Here is a 20294-nt window from a genome sequence, read left to right on the forward strand (position 1 = left end):
AGACGGGGCCTGCCGGGACTGAAGCCCCTCCCGCACGCATCCTGATAGACTGCCGCCGTCGCCCTCCACAGGGCTGCCTGTTACCCAACAAATGTCAGAAGACGACAGTACCCCCGCGCCGGAAGCCTCCGAGAAACACCCGGAGAAGCGGCGCACCTGGCTGGACCGCATCAGTTCCGCGTTCTCCGGCGAACCCTCCTCACGCGACGACCTGATCGCGCTGTTGCGCGATGCGCAGGGCGACGGGCTGATCGCCAGCGACACGCTGCGGATGATGGAAGGCGCCATCGCCGTGGCCGAGCTGACCGTCGGCGACGTGATGGTGTCGCGCTCGCAGATGGTGTCGCTGCCCATCGCCTCGCGCTTCCTCGACCTGATGAAGGAAGTGGTGGAGTCGGGCCACTCGCGCTTCCCCGTGCATGGCGAGAACAAGGACGAGATCCTCGGCATCCTGCTGGCCAAGGACCTGCTGCGCGGCGTGGTCGCCGACAACGGCCCCGGCAACGTGCGCGAACTGCTGCGCCCGGCGGTGCTGATCCCGGAATCGAAGAAGCTCAACCTGCTGCTCAAGGAATTCCGCCTGTCGCGCAACCACATGGCGATCGTCGTGGACGAATACGGCGGCGTGGCCGGCCTGGTCACCATCGAGGACGTGCTGGAACAGATCGTCGGCGAGATCGACGACGAGCACGACGAGGCCGAGGAAGGCGCCGACCTGATCGCGGTGCATGCCGACGGGCAGTACGTGGTCGACGCGCTGACCCCGATCGCCGATTTCAACGAACGCTTCGGCGCCGACTTCCCCGACGACGAGTACGACACCGTCGGCGGCCTGGTCACCGCGGCCATCGGCCACCTGCCGGATACCGACGAGGAACTGACCCTGGGAAGGTTCGAGTTCCGCGTGGCCAAGGCCGATGCCCGCCGCGTGCATGCGTTCCATGTCGGCGTGCTTTCCGATAACTAGCATGCCGATAAACCGGATGTCCGCCCGTTTGATGTTCGCGCGCCTGATCGTGCTGGGACTGCTGTCGCTGCTGGCGGCTTCGGCCTGGGCGGCATCGCCGCCCACGACTGCCCCGCGCATCGGGGTGATGACCATGCAGCCGGGCGAGATCTTCTTCGAGCGCTTCGGCCACGACGCCATCGTCGTCGTCGATCCGCGGACCGGCGAGGCGACTTCGTACAACTTCGGCTTCTTCGACATGGATGAGCCCGGCTTCGCCGGCCGCTTCGCCCTGGGCGACATGCAGTACTACTTGGTCGCGCTGCCGCTGCAGCAGGACCTTTCCTATTACCGGGAGGTCGGACGCGGCGTGAAACTGCAATGGCTGGACTTGCCGCCGGAACAGGCGCGATCCCTGGCCGACGCATTGGCCGAGCGCGCCAAGCCCGAAAACGCGCGCTACCGCTACGACTATTTCACTTCGAACTGTTCCACCCAGGTCCGCGATGCGCTCGACCGCGCCATGGGCGGCGCGCTGAAGTCGCAGATGGTCGGGCGCTCGCGCGGCAATACCTTCCGCAGCGAGGCGGTGCGCCTGGCGTCGCCTGCGTTGTGGATGTGGCTGGGTTTCGACATAGGCCTGGGCCCGTACGCCGATGTGCCGATGTCGCGCTGGGAGGAAGCCTACGTGCCGATGCGCCTGGCCGACAGCCTCGACGAGGCCAGCAACAGCGCCGGTCGCCCGCTGGTGCAGTCGGAACAGGTGCTGGTGCCGCACCGGATCGCACCGGAACCACCGGAGCGTCCGCGCCGCTGGTGGCCGTGGCTGCTGGCGGGCCTGTTCGTCGCAACCGCGATCCTGCTTGCCGCGCCGCGCAAACCGCGCCTGGTCGCGGCGCTCGCCTTGCCGCTGTGGCTGGTCTGCGGCGTGGTCGGTGCGTTGCTGGTGTTCCTGTGGGGCTTCACCGAACACCACGCCGCCTGGGCCAACCGCAACCTGCTGTTGTTCAATCCCTTGTGCCTGCTGTTGATCCCGGGCGCGGTGACGCTGTTGCGCAAGCGCACGCCCGCGGCGTGGTTCCGCTGGCTGCTGTCGATCGTGGCCGCCGCCGCCGCAAGCGCGTGGATGGTGCTGTGGCTGTCGACGAATCCGCAGGTCAACCACGCCTGGGTCGCGCTGCTGCTGCCCGTGCATGCGGCGCTTGCATACGTATTCGTGCGCCGGCGCGGCTCGTTGCACTGAGAAGACTGGCAGGATGCGGCTTACTGGCCGCCTTCCGGAATTCCGCATGTCCTTCCGCCCGCTCGCGCTGATCGCACTGCTTTTCTCCAGCCACGCATTCGCCGCACCCACGCTCCCGCTCCCGCCCAAGGTCGGCATCGCTTCGCCCGACGGCAATCTGTCGGTGGAAGTGACCACCGACAACGACGGGCGCCCGAGTTACGCGGTGCTGCGCGATGGCAAGCCGGTGATTTCGCCTTCGCGGCTGGGCTTCCTGTTCCTCGACGTACCCAAGTTCGAGCGCAATTTCGTCATCGCCGGACACCAGGCCCGTAGCTTCGACGAAACCTGGGAACAACCCTGGGGCGAGCGCCGCAGCATCCGCAACCACTACAACGAACTGCGCGTCGTCCTGACCGAGAAGAACGCGCTGAAGCGCAGCATCGACGTGGTGTTCCGCGTCTACGACGACGGGCTTGGGTTCCGTTATGAATTCCCGGACCAGGCCTCGTTGAAGGAAGTGAAGATCGGCGAGGAATTGACCGAATTCGATATCGCCGAACCCGCCACCGCCTGGTGGATTCCCGCCGGCGAGTGGAACCGCGAGGAATACCTCTACCACCGCACCCCGGTGCAGGAAGTCGGCGACGCGCAGACGCCGATCACGCTGCGCACCGACAACGGCCTGCATATCTCCATCCATGAAGCCGAACTGATCGACTACGCCGGCATGAACCTGACCCGCGTGGAGGATCGCAAATTCCGCGCCATGCTCACGCCCGGCATCGGCGACGGCAAGGTCGTGCGCACCGCGCCGTTCAACACCCCGTGGCGCACGCTGCAGATCGCCGACAATGCGGGCGACCTGGTCACTTCCAGCCTGATCCTCAACCTCAACGAACCCAACAAGCTGGGCGATGTGTCGTGGGTCAAGCCGATGAAGTACGTCGGCGTGTGGTGGGAGATGCATCTGGACAGGAAGACCTGGGCGTCCGGCCCGAAGCATGGCGCCACCGACGAGAACGTGATGCGCCACATCGACTTCGCCGCCAAGCATGGCCTGGGCGGCGTGCTGGTCGAAGGCTGGAACGTGGGCTGGGACGGCGACTGGTTCGGCAACGGCGAGGATTTCAGCTTCACCCGGCCGTATCCGGATTTCGATATCGAAAAACTCGCCGCCTATGCGAAATCGAAGCACGTTAGGCTGATCGGCCACCATGAGACCTCGGGCAACGCCGCGCATTACGAATCGCAGATGGGCGCGGGCTTCGACCTGTACCAGCGGCTCGGCATCGATGCGGTCAAGACCGGCTATGTCGCCGATGCCGGCCAGGCCAAGGTCACGGGCCTCGACGGCAAGGTGCATTACGCCTGGCACGAAGGCCAGGACATGGCGCGGCACCACCTGAAGGTGGTGGCCGAGGCGGCCAAGCGCCATATTTCGGTCAACCCGCACGAACCGATCAAGGACACCGGCCTGCGCCGCACCTACCCGAACTGGATCACCCGCGAAGGCGCGCGCGGCATGGAATTCAGCGCCTGGGGCGTGCCCGGCAATCCGCCCGAGCACGAAGCCAACCTGGTGTTCACCCGCCTGCTGGCCGGGCCGATGGACTACACCCCCGGCATCTTCGGCATGAAGACGCGCGCACCCGATGGCGTCGCCACCACCTGGGCCAAGCAGTTGGCGCTGTACGTGGTGATCTACAGCCCCCTGCAGATGGCCGCCGACCTGCTGGAGAACTATGAGGCGAATCCGAAGCCGTTCAAGTTCATCGAGGACGTGCCGGTGGATTGGGAGGACACCCGCGTGCTCAATGGCGAGATCGGCGACTTCGTCACCATCGTGCGCAAGGATCGCAACAGCGACGACTGGTACCTGGGCGCGATCTCCGACGAGGAAGGCCGCGAGCTGAAGGCGCCGCTGTCGTTCCTCGATCCCGGCCGCAAGTACCTCGCGCAGATCTATCGCGATGGCGAGCACGCCGACTGGAAGCGCGCGCCGCAGGACATCGTGATCGAGCAGCGTGAAGTCACCAGCTCCGACACGCTTACCCTGCGCCTGGCGCCGGGTGGCGGCCAGGCGATCCGCTTCGTAGCGCAATAACCCGTAGGAGCGCCCCTACAAGGTCATCGGCTTGCCGCATTACCCCGGCTGCCTCACCATGCGCGGCATGAACGACACCGCCAAGCCCGCATTGCCTTCCTGCGTCATCAACTGCGTGGTCTACGACAAGGCCGGCAAGCGCCACGACATCACCCTGGACGAGATCAGCGATGTACTGGCCCGGGACGACGGCAGCTTCGTCTGGGTCGGCCTGTACGAGCCGGCCGACGAAATCCTGGACAAACTGCAGGAGGAGTTCGGTCTGCACGACCTGGCGGTGGAAGACGCGCAGAACGCGCACCAGCGGCCGAAACTGGAAGCCTATGGCAATTCGATGTTCGTGGTCATCCACACCGCGCAGGTTGTCGACGAAAGAATCGTCTACGGCGAAACCCATGCGTTCGTCGGACCACGCTACCTGATCACCGTCCGCCACGGCGCCTCGCTCTCGTACTCCCCGGTGCGCGAGCGCGTGGAAAGGGAGCCGGAACTGCTGGTCCTCGGTCCGTCCTACGGCCTGTACGCGGTGCTGGATTTCATCGTCGACAACTACCGCCCGATCATCGACGAGTTCCGCGATACCGCCGACTCGCTGGAGCAGGCGATCTTCGCCGACACCTACAGCCGCGACACCGTGGTGCGGCTGTACGAACTGAAGCGCGAACTGAGCAAGATGCGCCTGGCCGTCGGTCCGCTGCAGGATGTGCTGTCGCAGCTGAGCCGCACCCAGAGCCCGCTGGTACCGGAAGAAGTACGCCTGTATTTCCGCGACGTCTACGACCATGCGCTGCGGGTCAACGAATCCATCGATACCCTGCGCGAGATGCTGACCACGGCGCTGAGCGTGAACCTCTCGCTGGTGACGCTGGGCCAGGGCGAAGTGGTGAAGCGACTCGGCGCGTGGGCCGCGCTGCTGGCCGCGCCGACCCTGATCACCAGTTGGTACGGCATGAATTTCCACCGGATGCCCGAACTCGACAAGGCCTATGCCTACCCGGCGCTGATCGGCGGCGTAGCGCTGGTGTGCGGCACCCTGTACTGGCTGTTCAAGCGCGCCAAATGGCTTTGAATCCGTAGGAGCGCCCCTTGGGCGCGATGCTCTTCGGTCGCATTGCGCAAGAGCATCGCGGGCAAGGCCCGCTCCTACCGGTGGTCGACATGACCGCGCTGCAGCGCACAAACCAGCGCTTCTTGCATTAAGACCAAAGTCGCAGTCTGAATCGGCGATTACGCATTGACCCGTCTGGCGCTTGGGAGGACTCTAGCCGCAGTCTCTCGGGAGGTGTTGCATGAAGGGTTTCTCCAAGCTTGCCTGGGCCGCGCTCGCGCTGCTCGGTGCGTTCTGCCTGGGCACCATCGCCCTGCGCCGCGGCGAACAGATCAATGCGCTGTGGATCGTGGCGGCGGCGGTATCGATCTACCTGGTCGCCTACCGTTACTACGGACTGTTCATCGCCAACAAGGTGCTCGGCGTCGATCCCACCCGCGCCACTCCCGCGTTCATCAACAACGACGGCCTGGACTACGTGCCGACCAACAAGCACGTGTTGTTCGGCCACCACTTCGCCGCCATCGCCGGCGCCGGCCCGCTGGTCGGACCGGTGCTGGCCGCGCAGATGGGCTATCTGCCCGGCGTGCTGTGGCTGATCGCCGGCGTGGTGCTCGCAGGCGCGGTGCAGGACTTCATGGTCCTGTTCATTTCCAGCCGCCGCAACGGCCGCTCGCTGGGCGACCTGGTGCGCGAGGAAATGGGCCCGGTGCCCGGCACCATCGCCCTGTTCGGCGTATTCCTGATCATGATCATCATCCTGGCGGTGCTGGCGATGATCGTGGTGAAGGCGCTGCAAGGCAGCCCGTGGGGCATGTTCACGGTGATCGCGACGATCCCGATCGCGATCCTGATGGGCATCTACATGCGCTTCATCCGCCCCGGCAAGATCGGCGAGATCTCGGTGGTCGGCCTGGTCCTGCTGCTGGCGGCGATCTGGTACGGCGGCCAGGTCGCGACGCATCCGGTCTGGGGCCCGGCGTTCACCTTCACCGGCGTGCAGATCACCTGGATGCTGATCGGTTACGGCTTCGTCGCCGCGGTATTGCCGATATGGCTGCTGCTGGCGCCGCGCGATTACCTTTCCACCTTCCTCAAGATCGGCACCATCGTCGGCCTGGCGATCGGCATCCTGATCGTGATGCCGGAATTGAAGATGCCGGCGCTGACCCAGTTCACCGACGGCACCGGCCCGGTGTGGAAGGGCGGCATGTTCCCGTTCCTGTTCATCACCATCGCCTGCGGCGCGGTATCGGGTTTCCATGCGCTGATCAGCTCGGGCACCACGCCCAAGCTGCTGGCCAACGAAGGCCACGCCCGCTACATCGGCTATGGCGGCATGCTGATGGAATCGTTCGTGGCGATCATGGCCATGGTCGCGGCCTCGATCATCGACCCGGGCATCTACTTCGCCATGAACAGCCCGGCCGCGATCATCGGCACCGACGTCAACAACGCCGCCCAGGTCGTGTCTAGCTGGGGCTTCGTGATCAGCCCGGACGTGCTGCTGGCGACCGCGAAAGATATCGGCGAGAGCAGCATCCTGTCGCGCGCCGGCGGCGCCCCGACCCTGGCCGTGGGCATCGCCCAGATCCTGCATGCGGTGCTGCCGGGCGAAGGCATGATGGCGTTCTGGTACCACTTCGCGATCCTGTTCGAAGCGTTGTTCATCCTCACAGCGGTCGATGCCGGCACCCGCGCGGGCCGCTTCATGCTGCAGGACCTGCTCGGCAACTTCGTGCCGGCATTGCGCCGCACCGAATCGTGGACCGCCAACTTCATCGCCACCGGCGGTTGCGTGGCGTTGTGGGGCTACTTCCTTTACCAGGGCGTGACCGATCCGCTGGGCGGCATCAACATGCTGTGGCCGCTGTTCGGCATCGCCAACCAGATGCTGGCCGGCATCGCCCTGATGCTGTGCACGGTGGTGCTGTTCAAGATGAAGAAGGAGCGCTACGCCTGGGTCTCGATCGTGCCGACCGTGTGGCTGCTGATCTGCACCACCGCCGCCGGCTGGATCAAGATCTTCGACGCCAACCCGGGCGTCGGCTTCATGGCCCAGGCCCACAAGTACCGCGATGCGATCGCGGCCGGCGAACTGCTGGCCCCGTCCAAGGACTTCGGCCAGATGCAGCAGGTAATGGTCAACAACTACATCAACGCCGGCCTGACCGCACTGTTCCTGTTCGTGGTGTTCTCGGTGCTGGTGTATTCGGTGAAGGCGATCCTGGGCGCACGGGCAAGCTCCGTGCGCACGGATCACGAAACGCCCTACGTGGCGCTCAAGCCGAACGAGGCGAACCCCTGATGAGCACCGCGCTGGTCCCGGCCGGCCAGTACCAGGCGCACCGCCGCGTGTGGCGGCGCCTGGTGCAGACCGCGCGGCTTTGCTGCGGCGTGCCGGACTACGACAACTACGTGCGGCACATGCTGGAGAAGCATCCGGACCGCGAAGTCATGGACTACAAGACCTTCTTCCGCGAACGGCAGGAAGCCAGGTTCGGAGGAAAAAGCGGCTTCCGCTGCTGCTGAAACCATCACTGCAGGGTAATCGACGAAGGCGGGGCCGATGGCACCGCCTTTCTTGTGTACCTCAAGTGCGGGCCGGCCACCGGATCGCGAAAATCCCGATCCAGTTCACGTAATCGTGGCTGCAGGGTCGCGCAAGCGGTGCTAGGATCGATCCGTCGCCTGCAAGGATCGCATCGCGACGCGACAGTCACGCAGCAGCCGGAAGGAACCCGCAATGCGCAAGCCTGCAATGCATGTCCCCGCACTGGCGGCACTCGCGACATCCATTTTGATGGTTTCATGCGCCGCCGACCCGGTCGGTGCAAAGGAGCAAACCAGCATGTCCGCAGCAATCAAGGACCCCGCCCTTCCCTTCCACGATCCCGCGATCGCGCCACTGGCCGAAGCGGTCGCCGAAGGAGACCTCCCCCGGATCCGCGCCCTCGCCCTTTCGGCAAACCTGTCGGCGCGCGGCGATGACGACGTGACCCTGCTCGAATGGGCGATCTGGAACCGGAAACCCGCGTCGCTGTCGGCACTGCTTGAAGCCGGTGCCGATCCCGCCGCGGCCGGCATGGACAGCGAAACCGTGGCGCACATGGCCGCCATGGCCGACGACCCGCAATACCTGCAGGTGCTGATCGCGCATGGCGCTCCGGTGGACCTGGTCAGCGCCCGTGGCGGCCGCACCCCGATCTTCCGTGCGGTGCAGAGCCGCCGCAACGACCAGTTCGACCAACTGGTGAATGCCGGCGCGGACATCCGCCGTGCCGATTCGATGGGCAACTCGCTGCTGCACGTGGCCGCGCAGGTCAACGACGCCGACCGTGTATTGCAATTGCTGCAACTGGGCGTGGATCCCAACGTCGCCAACAGTCGCGGCGATACCTTCCAGGCCGCGTTGTTCTCCGGTTCCGACGCACGCCTCAATGCCGCCGGCCGGCAGTCGCGGCAACAGGTCCGCGACTGGCTTGCCGCGCACGGGATCGCCACGCAGCAGTAGTGCCACGCAGTAACCAGGAGCAGGAACGCGCGGCGTCCGCGGATGCCGCGGATGCCGCCCACCAGGGCCAGCTTACGCAAGGAATCGCGCATGAACGTTTCCACAGGGATGTCCAGCACCTCATCTTCGAATGCAACCGGCGGCGGCTTCGCCGACGACGTCGCGGGGCAGCAGCCGCATGCGGTCGATCGGGAATTGTCGACGCTGATCCAGGACAATTACGCCGTCGTCGACGCGCGGCGTGGCAAATCCTCGTTCGAACCCGTGCTGCCCGGCACCTGGGCGCGCATGGACGACGCCGCGGTCCGCGCCGCCGGCATCGACCCGACCTTGCTGCACGACGCCAAGAGCGGCTTCGATGCCTCGTTCTATCGCGATGCAAGCGGGGCCGTGGTGCTGGCCTATGCCGGCAGCGACGAATGGAAGGACTGGCCGCACAATTTCCGCCAGGGCCTGGGTTTCCAGGATGCCCAGTACGACCAGGCCATCGCCCTGGCGCGGGAAGCGAAGCAGGCCTTCGGCGACGACGTGGTCCTGACCGGACAGTCGCTGGGCGGCGGCCTGGCGGCGGCGGCGAGCATGGTCAACGAAGTCCCGGCGGTCACCTTCAATGCCGCCGGCGTGCACGACAAGACCATCGAACGCTACGGTTTCGACGCCGATGTGCTGAAGCGGGAAGCGGAACAGGGCCTGATCCGCACCTACCACGTCAAGAACGAGTTCCTGACCCACCTGCAGGAAGACAGCATCCCGCTGAAATGGGCGATGCCGGATGCGCCAGGGCACAAGATCGAACTGCCCGACCCGGATCCGCTCACCTTCTTCGAGCGCCTCGTGCCCGGCAAAATGCTCATGCACCGGGTCGACCTGCACTTCATCGAAGCGGTCATGGAAGCGCAGGACCTGGCGCAGTTGCAGGTGCGCGAGCGCAATCCTGGCACCAATCCCGGCACTATCGGCGACGCGGGCAGCACGTCCAACCGCCTGCTCGGCGATGCGGTCACCGGATTGGCCGCGCAACGCGAACCGCTCGGACTCGCCGACAACGAGCGTTTCTTCAACACCGCTGCCGGCATGGCCGCGCGCGCGGGCCGCGACGGACTGGAACGCATCGATCACGTGGTCGCATCCAGTCGCGGCGGCAGCGCGATCGCGGTGCAGGGCGAGCTGCAGGATCCGGCCCAGCGCCGCAGCATGGTCGACCTGGCCGAGGCCGGGCAGACCCCGGCGCGACAAAGCGCGATGGCGTTGCGGGACCAGGACGCGCAACGACAGGGGCATGCGCAGGAAGCGGTCGAACGCCAGCAACGCCCGGCACTCGCCCACTAGGGAACCTCCGAATAATTCCCTCTTTCGCGCCCCTTGCACAAAGCAGGAAAGGCAGAGGCCTTTAGACACGGATCAGAGCGGAAACCACGGATAAAGCAATCGTTGTATCTGTCTTTTCCGCTCTGATCCGTGTCCACGGAAAGCTCTGGATAATTCCCTCTCGCGCCCACTGGACGGTTGAAGCTCCTGCGGCGGCTATGAGATTGCCGATTCCCCGAGGTGGTTCGACAGAGTCTGCCCCGGATCCCGTATCAAGTACGGGACAGGCTTTGATCCGGGGCTCACCACCAACGGCATTCCAAGAGTCGCGCCTGCTTCCCGTAATTGTTCAGAACTTCCTTAGGAAATCTTGCCCCCGGAATGGCGGTCGCCAGCCGATCGCATGGAACCTGATGGGAAGCATCGCCGTACGGCTTACCTACGCCGCTCCGCGACTGCGGCTCCTATGCTCCCGCCATCGACTTGAGGATCAAGCCCAACGCATAGGCCAACCCGGTCCCGGTCGCGTAGCCGAGCGTGCCCAGCAACGCACCCACCGGCGCCAGCGAGGGATGGAACACCGACGCCACCACCGGCGCCGACGCCGGTCCGCCGATGTTGCTCTGCGAGCCGATCGCGAAATAGAAGAACGGCACCCGCAGCAGCTTGCCGACCAGCCACAGCAGGCCGATGTGGATCGAGATCCACACCACGCCGAGCAGGAACAACTCGGGCCGCTGCAGCAGCGCCATGATGTCCATCTGCATGCCGATGCAGGCGATCAGGAAGTACAGCAGCAGGGTGCCGATCTTCGATGCGCCGGCGCCTTCGTAGGTGCGCGCGCGGGTGAAACTGAGCGCCAGGCCGATGAAGGTCGACAGCGCCACCACCCACACGAACGGCTCGTGCAGGCTGACCGTCTTCGCCCACGATACGTTGGCGCCGAACCAGGTCGCCAGCGGCGCCGCGACCGCATGCGCCAGGCCGACCGCGCCGAAGGCGATGCCGATGATGATCATCAGGTCGGCGAGGCTGGCGATGCGCGCATGCTGGGCCTGAAAACTGGCCATCCGCTCTTTCAGCTCATCGAGCGCGCGCGTGTCGGCGCCGCTGCGCTTGTCGATCGCATCGGCGCGGCCGGCGAGGAAGATCAGCACCGCCATCCATACATAGCCGACGCCGACGTCGACCACGGCGAACTGGCCGAACGTGGTGGCATTGACCTCGAAGATCTCCTTCATCGCCATCATGTTGGCGCCGCCGCCGATCCAGCTGCCGGCGAGCGTGGTCATGCCGGCCCAGGTGTCGCCGGCCACGGTCGCCGGATGCACCGCCGCGAACAGCGCGAACGCGACCACCGCGCCGATCATCACGCTGATCGACGACGCGACGTACATCAGCAGCAACTTCGGCCCGAGCCCGAGGATGCCCTTGATGTCGATGGTGAGCGTGAGCAGCACCAGCGCCGCCGGCAACAGCACGCGGCTGGCGACCGGGTTGTAGAGGCTGGTGTTGTTGCCGTCGATCAGGCCGATGCTGTTGTAGATGCCGGGGATGAAGTAGCACAGCAGCAGGGCCGGCACGTAGGTGTAGAACTTCTTCCATATCCCCGTCTCGCGCGATTCGGTCCAGAAGATCACGCCGAGGGTGGCGGCGATCAGGCCGAGGACGACGATGTCGTTGTTGATGAGCGCGGTGCTGGCTTCGACGGGCATCAAACCTTCTCTCTGATGGATGTCACGGGCAAAAAAGTTCTTCGCGGCTTGCCGGGGAAACAATCATCCCTGTAGGAGCGCCCATGGGCGCGAGCTTTTGCTTTCTCGGTCGAGTCACGAAGAGCTCGCGCCCATGGGCGCTCCTACAGGGGGAACCGCCAAAAAGGCGCGCCGTATTCGCGGCGCGCCTTGCGGATCCATTACTGCCCGAGATGCTGCTTCAGCCAGCCATTGACCGTGTCGTGCCACAGCACGCTATTCTGCGGCTTCAGCACCCAGTGGTTCTCGTCCGGGAAATACAACAGCTTCGATTCGATGCCCTTGCGCTGCAGCGCGGTGAACGCGGACAGGCCCTGGTCCTCCGGCACGCGGTAATCCTTGCCGCCCTGCACCACCAGGGTCGGCACGCGCCACTTGGCGATGTGGTCGACCGGGTTGAACTTCTCGTACCCCTTCGGGTTTTCGTACGGGGTTCCGCCGTTTTCCCATTCGCTGAACCACAGTTCCTCGGTCACGTAACCCATCGAACGCGTATCGAACACGCCGTCATGCACGACCAGGCACTTCCACGCGTCGTTCCAGTTGCCGGCGATCCAGTTGATCATGTAGCCGCCGTAACTGGCGCCGAGCGCGCAGGCATTCTTGCCGTCGAGGAAGGCGTATTTCTGCTGTACCGCAGCCCAACCCTTCTGCAGGTCCTCCAGCGGCTTGCCGCCCCAGTCCTGGCTGATGGAATCGGTGAAGGCCTGGCCGTAGCCGGTGGAGCCGTGGAAGTCGATCATCACCACCGCATAGCCCTTCCCCGCATAGGTCTGCGGGTTCCAGCGGTAGCTCCAGCCATTGCCGAAGCTGCCCTGCGGGCCGCCATGGATCAGGAACGCGACCGGGTATTTCTTCCCTTCCTCGTAGTTCCACGGCTTGACCACGTAGCCGTGCACGGTATCGCCCGCGGCGCCCTTGAAATCGAACTGTTCGAAGTCGCCGAAAGCGACCTCGGGCAACCGCTCTTCCACGCTTTGCGTGATCGCGCGCAATGGCGCTCCCGGCGTGGTGGTGGTGGTGAACAGCTGGTCGCCGGTCTTCATGCTGTTGCGGGTCACGGCCAGCGTATCGCCGGCGATGTCGAACTCGGCGATGGAGCCGTCACCGACGATCTTCTCGGCCTTGCCTGTGGCGATCTCGACGCCGAACAGCGGATGCTCGCCCGTGTCCTGCGCCGTGGTGTAAATGGTCTTGCCATCCGCCGACAACGCGATGCCATCGGCGGAACGATCCCAGTGCGCGGCGATCTCGCGGGTCTGGCCGCTGCCCAGGTCCATGCTCATCAAGGCGAAACGGTCGGCCTCGAATCCGGGGCGCTTCATCGCGCGGTAGAACAGGGTCTGGCCGTCGGCGCTGAATACCGGGCCGGTGTCCCAGGCCAGGTTGGCGGCGGTCAGGTTGACCGGCGCGCCGGTGCCGTCGGCATCGATCCGATAGAGGTCGAAATTGGTGGACCAGGCCTCGCTCTTGCCGGCGACGCGGATGCTGGCGACCAGCGACTTGCCGTCCGGCGCCCAGGTGTATTCGCTGGCATCGCCGAACGGCTTGGACGGCGCGTCGCCATCCAGCGAGTCGGTCAACGAGACCGCGCTGGCCACCGGCTTGGCCTTGGCGGCGGGCAAGTCGGCCACGAACAGGCGACTACGGCGGCCATCGGCCCAGGTGTCCCAGTGGCGCACGAACAACTGGTCGTAGACCACGCCGGTGCTCTTCTTCGCCTTGGTCTCGTCGAGCCGCTTCTGGGTGCAGGCCAGATCGGCCTTGCAGTCGGCGAAGGTGTCGGCGCTGAAAGCCAGCCGCTTGCCATCCGGCGAAAGCTGGTAGCTGCCGATGTCGAGTGCGAAGGCGGTCAGTTGTTGCGGTGCGCCACCGCTCGCGGGCATCGCATACAACTGCTGCGTGCCGGATTTTCCGCTGAGGAAATAAACCGTCTTGCCATCGGGCGAGAACGCGGGCGAATTGACGTTCCAGCCTTCCGGAGTCAACGGTTTCGGCGGCGCCACGTCGCGGGTCAGCAGGTTGCGCACCCACAGGCCGGTGCTGGCCTTGGTCGCCTGCTTGTCCATCCGCCGCTGCGCGAATACCACCACGCTGCCATCCGGCGACAGTACCGGCGAGGACACCCGGTCCAGCGCGACCAGGTCGCGGACATCGAAGCCACGCGTGGCGGCCGTGGCCGGCAAGGCGGCCAGCAGGCAAAGGGGCAGCAGGGCTATTCGCAGGTTCATCCGGGGCTCCGGCAACAGGAAAACCCCGATGTTAGGCGGTAACAGCAACCCGGCGCAAAGGCACGAAGTCATGCCCTTGCGAAGTTCCGCTTCGCCCCCTTTGAAAAAAGGGGCTGCGGAGGATTTGCTCTTGATCCTGCCTGGGAAAATCACAAGCAAAAGCGAACCCTCCTCAATCTCCCTTTTTTCAAGGGGGGAGGGTCAAGGATTCAAACCGACGTGGGCGACTTTTGCTGCTTGGCACCGCTCCGATACAACAGCCAGCCCACTACCGCCAGCACCACCAGGCCGATCCACTGGCTGAAGTGCCAAGCCTCGGGCAATGCCAATACATCGGCGCTACCGGACACCACGATCGGCACCGCGATGGCGATGCCCATCAGCGCCTCGCCGGTGATCAGGCCTGCGGAGAACAAGGTGCCCGGGCGATGGATGCGATCCTTCTCTTCTTCGTTGTCGTCGTTGACCTTGTGCTTGCGCTGCACGAAGTGCGAAATCAGGCCGCCGAGGAAGATCGGCACCATCAATTCCAGCGGCAGGTAGATACCAATGGCGGCAGCCAGCACCGGCACGCGGAATTTCGCACCGCGCGCCTTCAGCCATTCGTCCAAGGCGATGATCGCCGCGCCTATGCCGGCGCCGATGGCGATCATGCCCCACGGCAATTTGCCGCCGAACATGCCCTTGGCCACCGATGCCATCAGCATGGCCTGCGGCGCGGACAACGGATTGGGATGCTCGGCAGTCGGCGCGCCGATGCCATAGGCGGTGGCCAGCAGGTTCAACACCGGCGCCATGATCAATGCGCAGGAGAACGCGCCGATAGCCAGCATCAGCTGCTGCTTCCACGGCGTGGCCCCGACGATGTAGCCGGCTTTCAGGTCCTGCAGGTTGTCGCCGCCGACCGCGGCCGCGCAGCACACCACCGCACCGATCATGATCGCGGCCACCGCCCCGATCGGGGACTCGCGGCCCAGCAGGAACACCAGGATCACCGATGCGAACAGGATCGTGGCGATGGTGATGCCCGACACCGGGTTGTTGGAGGAGCCGACCAGGCCGGCGAGGTACGCCGACACCGACACGAACAGGAAACCGGCGACGATCATGATGACGGTCATCAGGATGCCGATCGCCCAAGGGCTGGTGACGGACGCATCGGAGGAGACGATCGCGTGATACAGGACTGCCAGCGGCAACACGAACACCACCAGCGCGATCAGCATCCACTTCATCGGCAGGTCGCGGTCGGTTTCGGCGACCACTTCGCCCTTGTTCTTGCGTGCCGCGGCGAAACCGCTGCGGATGCCGGAAATCAGCGACTTGCGCAGCGAGAACAGAGTCCATACGCCGCCGATCAGCATGGCGCCGACGCCCAGGTAACGGATCTTCGCCGACCAGATCGCGAACGCCGTATCCGACGCTCCTGCGCCGGCCACCTGCGCGGCGAGCGCCGGATCGTTGCCCATGAAGAAAGCGTTGTAGATCGGAATCGCGATATGCCAGGACAGCACCGCGCCCGACAAGACGACGATACCGATGTTCAGGCCGACGATATAACCCACGCCCAGCAGTGCAGGCGAAAGATTGGTGCCCAGGTAGGCCAGGCCCTTGCCGTTGGCGAAGAATCCCGCTTGCGCCCAGCTGTCCGGGATCATCTTCAAGCCACTGGCCGCAGCCAGTTTCAGCAGCGCGCCGATACCCGCCGACATGGCCAGGATCTTCAGGCCGGGACCGGGATTCTCGCCCGCCTTCAGCACTTCGGCCGCAGCCTTGCCTTCCGGGAACGGCAACGGCTCTTCCACGATCATCGTGCGCCGCAACGGCACCGAAAACAGCACGCCGAGCAAACCGCCGAGACCGGCGATAGCCAGCACCCAGGAATAACGGAAGTCCTGCCAGTAACCGAGGATGATCAGCGCGGGGATGGTGAAGATCACGCCGGCGGCGATCGAGGAACCGGCCGAGGCTCCGGTCTGCACGATATTGTTTTCCAGGATGGTGCCGCCGCCCAGCAGGCGCAGCACGCCCATCGACACCACCGCCGCCGGGATCGCCGTGGCGATGGTCAGGCCCGCGAACAGTCCCAGATAGGCGTTGGCCGCCGACAGGATCATCGCCAGGATGATCGCCAGCACTACGGCGCGGAGGGTGAGTTGCGGCGTCTTTTCGCTGTTCATGCGGAACCTTGGATCCCCGGGAAGCCGACAACCTATAAGGAAGCTCCGGGCAAGTCCAGCACTGGGGAGCCGCGTTCCGCCGCCGCTATACTCCCGCTTTCCACGCAGGATCCGCCCTTGTCCGCTTCCCTCCAGTCGGTGATTCCCGCCCGCGAGGACTTCCTCGGCCATCCCAAGGGCGTCTATGTCTGCTTCTTCACCGAGATGTGGGAACGCTTCTCCTTCTATGGGATGAAGGCGCTGCTGCTGCTGTATCTGACCAAGTACCACCTGTTCGGCGACAAGGCCGGGCTGGACCTGCTCGGTGCCTATGGCGGCCTGGTGTACTGCATCCCGGTGATCGGCGGCCTGCTCGCCGACCGTTGGCTGGGCATGCGCAAGGCGGTGGTGTTCGGCGGCCTGCTGCTGGTGCTCGGCCACGCCGGCATGGCCTTCGAGGGCAATGCGGCGGTGAACGTCGGCGGCATCGTCACCCGCGACGAGGGCTCGCTGCGCTACACCTACCTGTCGCTGGCGCTGATCATCATGGGCGTGGGTTTCCTCAAGCCCAACATCTCCACCATCGTCGGCAAGTTGTACGAAGAGAACGACCCGCGCCGCGATTCCGGATTCTCGCTGTTCTACGCCGGCATCAACCTCGGCGCGCTGTTCGCCTCGCTGGTCTGCGGCTACCTGGGCGAGACGCTGGGCTGGAAATACGGTTTCGGCGCGGCCGGCATCGGCATGCTGCTTGGTTTGGTGCTGTTCCTGTGGGGCCAGAAATACCTGCACGGCCACGCCGAGCCACGCGAACCGGCCTTGCTGCACGAATGCGTGCTCGGCCTGCCGCGCGAATGGCTGATCTACTGCGGCGCGATCGCCGGCGTGCTGCCGATCGCCTGGCTGATGTGGGCCGCCGGCAATGGCGCCTTCGCCCTGGGCGGCGAGGTGTCGTTGGCATTGATGCTGATGCTGGTGGTGCTGGTCATCGTGCTGGTCTGGTTCACCTGGTTCATCCTGACCCAGTGCACTCCCGTGCAGCGCCAGCAGATGCTCGCGTTGATGGCGATGATCTTCATGTGCCTGGTGTTCTTCACCCTGTATGAGCAGACCTATGGTTCCTGGGTGACCTTCACCGATCGCCTGTTGACCAAGGACATCGTGCCCTCGCTGGTCAGGCCGGTCGAACAGTTCGCCTGGACCACGGACTGGACGACCAACTTCTTCCTGTTCGTGAAGACCGCGCCGTGGTCGACCTACTCGCTGCTGCTCGCGCCGCTTTCCTTCATGCTCGCGGCGCGGTTGTCGGATCGTCGCCCCGAATCGACCGCGCCGCGCCTGCTGTTCATAGCGGTCACCCTGGTGATGCTGGCCTGCCTGGCCCGCGACTGCATCGTGCTGCCGCAGACCGCCGGCTCGCTGACCTACCTGGGCGCGTTCTTCCTGGTGGTGCTGGCGCCGGTATTCGCGGCGTTGTGGGCCTACCTGGGCCGCAGCGGACGCGATCCCTCCAAGCCGTTCAAGTCCGCGCTGGGACTGATTTTCGCCGGCCTATCCTTCATTCCGCTGGCCTACGCGGCACAGCAGGTCGGTGCCAGCGGGCAGATGGCCAGCGTGTGGTGGCTGGTGCTGGCCTATCTGGTGCTGGAAATCGGCGAGATGTGCCTGGCCCCGGTCGGCCTTTCCGCGGTCACCCAGCTGTCGCTGCCGCGCGTGGTCAGCCTGATGATGGGCACCTGGTTCCTGGCCACCGCGTTCTCGGAAACGCTGGCCGCGTTGTTCGGCAAACTGGCTGCGATCGAAGTGCCGGAAGGCGAAGCCATGAACATCGCCGAGGCCGCCGGCAAATACGCGGAACTTTTCTGGCTGATGACCTGGATCGGACTGGGTTGCGCCGTGCTCGCCTTCATCGTCGCGCCGCTGCTGAAGCGGATGATGCACGGGGTCAGGTGAGCTGGCACGATGCCGGTGACCGATCACCGGCATCGCAAGGGAATCAGTTTCCCCCGTGCCCGCGCCTATTGCCCTGCCGTGGCAGTACCGATGTTGCGATCCAGGAACTTCAGCAGTTTCGTGTAAAACTCCCGTTGGTGCTCCACGGTGTAAAAGCCATGGCCCTCGGTGCGGAAGTACAGCGTTTCCACCGGCACGCCCGCTTTCTTCAGCGCGACCTCCATCTTCTTGCTGTGGTCTATGGGTGCGATTTCATCTTCGCCACCCGCTGCCAGGAACACCGGCACCTTGATGCGGTCTGCGATGCGGTTCGGCGACAGCTGCTCCAAATCCGCGCCATTGCCGATCCACTCCGAAGTGAACTTCTTGCTGCGCCTGCTCTCACGGCTTTCCTGGGCACCCAGTGTCACCAGGTCATATACTCCGACATATCCTGCCGCGCAGCGATACAAGGTCGGCTCCTTGGCCACGCCCATCAAGGATGCGTACGCCCCATAACTCGCTCCATAAAGACAGATGCGATTGGGGTCGGCAATACCCTGCTCTATCGCCCAACGCGTGGAGTCGGTCAGGTCATCTTGCATGGTGCCACCCCATTGCATCGCGCCCGACTGCATGAAGCTGCGTCCATAGTTGCCCGAACCCCGGTAATTGACTTGCAGCACCGCATATCCGGCGGCGGCAAGGATCTGTGGGTCGGTATCGAACCCCCATACGTCATAAATGGAGAACGGGCCGCCATGCGGATAGACGATCAAGGGCAGGTTTCGTTCGTCCTTGCCTTGCGGCAGAGTGAGGTATCCACGCATGACGAGACCATCACGCGCCTTGATCTCGACAGGCTTCATCGGCGCCATCTTCAGCGGATCGACCCAACTCCGCCTTCCCAGCAAATAGGCTGCCTTTTTGGTCTCTGTATCGAAAAGATAGAAACTACCCGGATCGCGATCGGAATAGGTACTCACCAATAGCATCTTCACATCATCGGTGGCCGAGGTCACCACCACCGCGTCATCGGGGAATGCGGCCTCCAACATCCGATATATGCGCGCCTCGGGGCCCTTGGAATCGAAGAACCTGGTCTGCGGATGCCCATCCATGTACATGACACCAGCCGGCGTGCGCGGAATGCCGAATTCGCTGATGATGGCGGCAGGATCCGAAAACTTGTCGCGCAGCAACTCCTTGCGCTCGCCGCTGACTGTGTCGTAAGCAACAATTGAATCCGGCCCGCTTTCATGTTCGACCTGCAGATAGGCGATGCGGTTATCACTTGAGAAACCGACTGGCGATTCGACACGCTTGCTTACGTACTCGTTGTTGATCTGCTTCCATTCCGAATCGTCTGTGTCGCGGTAATAGAGCTTGCTTATGTTGTCGAATTCGGCCCCAAGCGCGAACCGAACCACGCCCTTGTTGTCGATCTGGAACGAGGCGCCCTTGATCGGCGAGCGCGCCACGACTGTCCTGCGCCCGGTATAGACATCCAGGCGGTCCGCGCGATACCACGATTCTTCCTCGCTGTAGGGCGTAACCGTCACGATGACATTGCGGTCATCGCCTGGAATAGCGGCCACGCCGATGGCCGCCACGTTGTTCTCACTGCGCCCCGACGAAACGTGCGTGCCTGCCTTCATGCCACCGCCCGCGCGATAGCCAACCAGGAACTCCGGACCCCTGTCGTCGAAATCCATTCCCAGTAATTCGCCGGTGGCCTGCGGCTGGTCAAGCATCCCGAACTTCTGCGCTACGGAGATCAGCAGGCGTTGCTTGTTGACCCAGAAGAAACTATCGACATGGTTGTTCTTGCCCAGCGTGAATGAACTCATCACCTTCGAATCCGAGCGGCGCAGGACGGCCAGGCCGGTGCGGTCCTCGAGCGGCACGGTAGCTGCCAGGTACTGGCCATCCGGCGATATCTTGATGTCGTTGAATTCGTTCTTCTTTATGTACGCGTCCAAATCTACCTGCGCGCGGACAGGCATCGCCACCGCCAGGGCAATGACAGCCACAAGCACTGCACTCTTCATTCGTTTTCCCCCTGAATGCGAA

13 protein-coding genes are annotated in these 20294 nt (G+C 64.5%); 9 read left to right on the forward strand and 4 right to left on the reverse strand.

Annotated elements, in window-relative coordinates:
- Window positions 1-91: 91 nt before the first annotated feature.
- From CSC74_RS06140 to CSC74_RS06175, 8 genes are all read left to right on the forward strand, one after another.
- Window positions 92-967, forward strand: a complete 876-nt coding sequence (locus CSC74_RS06140) for a CorC family transporter (RefSeq protein WP_162313482.1) — start codon at window positions 92-94, stop codon at window positions 965-967.
- Window positions 942-2189 carry a lipoprotein N-acyltransferase Lnb domain-containing protein gene (locus tag CSC74_RS06145; RefSeq protein ID WP_425501419.1) on the forward strand — a complete coding sequence of 416 codons (1248 nt, stop codon included), beginning with the start codon at window positions 942-944 and terminating at the stop codon, window positions 2187-2189. The genes CSC74_RS06140 and CSC74_RS06145 overlap by 26 nt, the downstream gene beginning before the upstream one ends.
- A 46-nt stretch (window positions 2190-2235) precedes the next feature.
- Window positions 2236-4275, forward strand: a complete 2040-nt coding sequence (locus tag CSC74_RS06150; protein WP_162313484.1) for a glycoside hydrolase family 97 protein — start codon at window positions 2236-2238, stop codon at window positions 4273-4275.
- Between the two features lie 67 nt (window positions 4276-4342).
- Complete coding sequence (locus CSC74_RS06155; RefSeq protein ID WP_162313485.1) at window positions 4343-5344, forward strand: magnesium and cobalt transport protein CorA; 1002 nt, start codon at window positions 4343-4345, stop codon at window positions 5342-5344.
- A gap of 220 nt (window positions 5345-5564) precedes the next feature.
- Window positions 5565-7631: a carbon starvation CstA family protein gene (locus tag CSC74_RS06160; RefSeq protein WP_162313486.1), complete on the forward strand. Its 2067-nt coding sequence runs from the start codon at window positions 5565-5567 to the stop codon at window positions 7629-7631.
- Entirely contained in the window at window positions 7631-7855 is a 225-nt protein-coding gene (locus CSC74_RS06165) for a YbdD/YjiX family protein (RefSeq protein ID WP_162313487.1), read from the forward strand. The genes CSC74_RS06160 and CSC74_RS06165 overlap by 1 nt, the downstream gene beginning before the upstream one ends.
- A gap of 214 nt (window positions 7856-8069) precedes the next feature.
- Window positions 8070-8837, forward strand: coding sequence for an ankyrin repeat domain-containing protein (locus tag CSC74_RS06170; protein ID WP_162313488.1), 768 nt, complete (start codon window positions 8070-8072; stop codon window positions 8835-8837).
- A gap of 108 nt (window positions 8838-8945) precedes the next feature.
- Window positions 8946-10166: a Tle-like phospholipase domain-containing protein gene (locus CSC74_RS06175; RefSeq protein ID WP_162313741.1), complete on the forward strand. Its 1221-nt coding sequence runs from the start codon at window positions 8946-8948 to the stop codon at window positions 10164-10166.
- A gap of 443 nt (window positions 10167-10609) precedes the next feature.
- Here CSC74_RS06175 and CSC74_RS06180 read toward each other — a convergent pair whose 3' ends face one another.
- From CSC74_RS06180 to CSC74_RS06190, 3 genes are all read right to left on the reverse strand, one after another.
- Entirely contained in the window at window positions 10610-11860 is a 1251-nt protein-coding gene (locus tag CSC74_RS06180) for a DUF819 family protein (protein ID WP_162313489.1), read from the reverse strand.
- A 200-nt stretch (window positions 11861-12060) separates the two neighbouring features.
- Complete coding sequence (locus CSC74_RS06185) at window positions 12061-14202, reverse strand: S9 family peptidase (RefSeq protein WP_425501420.1); 2142 nt, start codon at window positions 14200-14202, stop codon at window positions 12061-12063.
- Between the two features lie 137 nt (window positions 14203-14339).
- Window positions 14340-16310, reverse strand: coding sequence for an OPT family oligopeptide transporter (locus CSC74_RS06190; RefSeq protein WP_162313491.1), 1971 nt, complete (start codon window positions 16308-16310; stop codon window positions 14340-14342).
- 117 nt (window positions 16311-16427) lie between these two features.
- Between CSC74_RS06190 and CSC74_RS06195 the strand changes: the two genes are divergently transcribed.
- Window positions 16428-18242, forward strand: coding sequence for a peptide MFS transporter (locus CSC74_RS06195; RefSeq protein WP_162313492.1), 1815 nt, complete (start codon window positions 16428-16430; stop codon window positions 18240-18242).
- Between the two features lie 65 nt (window positions 18243-18307).
- Here CSC74_RS06195 and CSC74_RS06200 read toward each other — a convergent pair whose 3' ends face one another.
- Window positions 18308-20272 (reverse strand): alpha/beta hydrolase family protein, encoded by a 1965-nt coding sequence (locus CSC74_RS06200; RefSeq protein WP_162313493.1) that lies wholly within the window; start codon window positions 20270-20272, stop codon window positions 18308-18310.
- Window positions 20273-20294 lie beyond the last annotated feature (22 nt).

Origin of the sequence: Pseudoxanthomonas yeongjuensis (assembly GCF_010093345.1) — a bacterium.
GTDB lineage: Bacteria > Pseudomonadota > Gammaproteobacteria > Xanthomonadales > Xanthomonadaceae > Pseudoxanthomonas_A > Pseudoxanthomonas_A yeongjuensis.

What these genes read in the sequence shown, in the direction of transcription:
- CSC74_RS06185 (WP_425501420.1), bottom strand. Translation starts at nt 14,202, where the DNA reads ATGACTTCGTGCCTTTGCGCCGGGTTGCTGTTACCGCCTAACATCGGG.
- CSC74_RS06180 (WP_162313489.1), bottom strand. Translation starts at nt 11,860, where the DNA reads ATGCCCGTCGAAGCCAGCACCGCGCTCATCAACAACGACATCGTCGTC.
- CSC74_RS06145 (WP_425501419.1), top strand. Translation starts at nt 942, where the DNA reads ATGTCGGCGTGCTTTCCGATAACTAGCATGCCGATAAACCGGATGTCC.
- CSC74_RS06175 (WP_162313741.1), top strand. Translation starts at nt 8,946, where the DNA reads ATGTCCAGCACCTCATCTTCGAATGCAACCGGCGGCGGCTTCGCCGAC.
- CSC74_RS06165 (WP_162313487.1), top strand. Translation starts at nt 7,631, where the DNA reads ATGAGCACCGCGCTGGTCCCGGCCGGCCAGTACCAGGCGCACCGCCGC.
- CSC74_RS06155 (WP_162313485.1), top strand. Translation starts at nt 4,343, where the DNA reads ATGAACGACACCGCCAAGCCCGCATTGCCTTCCTGCGTCATCAACTGC.
- CSC74_RS06170 (WP_162313488.1), top strand. Translation starts at nt 8,070, where the DNA reads ATGCGCAAGCCTGCAATGCATGTCCCCGCACTGGCGGCACTCGCGACA.
- CSC74_RS06190 (WP_162313491.1), bottom strand. Translation starts at nt 16,310, where the DNA reads ATGAACAGCGAAAAGACGCCGCAACTCACCCTCCGCGCCGTAGTGCTG.
- CSC74_RS06200 (WP_162313493.1), bottom strand. Translation starts at nt 20,272, where the DNA reads ATGAAGAGTGCAGTGCTTGTGGCTGTCATTGCCCTGGCGGTGGCGATG.
- CSC74_RS06150 (WP_162313484.1), top strand. Translation starts at nt 2,236, where the DNA reads ATGTCCTTCCGCCCGCTCGCGCTGATCGCACTGCTTTTCTCCAGCCAC.
- CSC74_RS06140 (WP_162313482.1), top strand. Translation starts at nt 92, where the DNA reads ATGTCAGAAGACGACAGTACCCCCGCGCCGGAAGCCTCCGAGAAACAC.
- CSC74_RS06160 (WP_162313486.1), top strand. Translation starts at nt 5,565, where the DNA reads ATGAAGGGTTTCTCCAAGCTTGCCTGGGCCGCGCTCGCGCTGCTCGGT.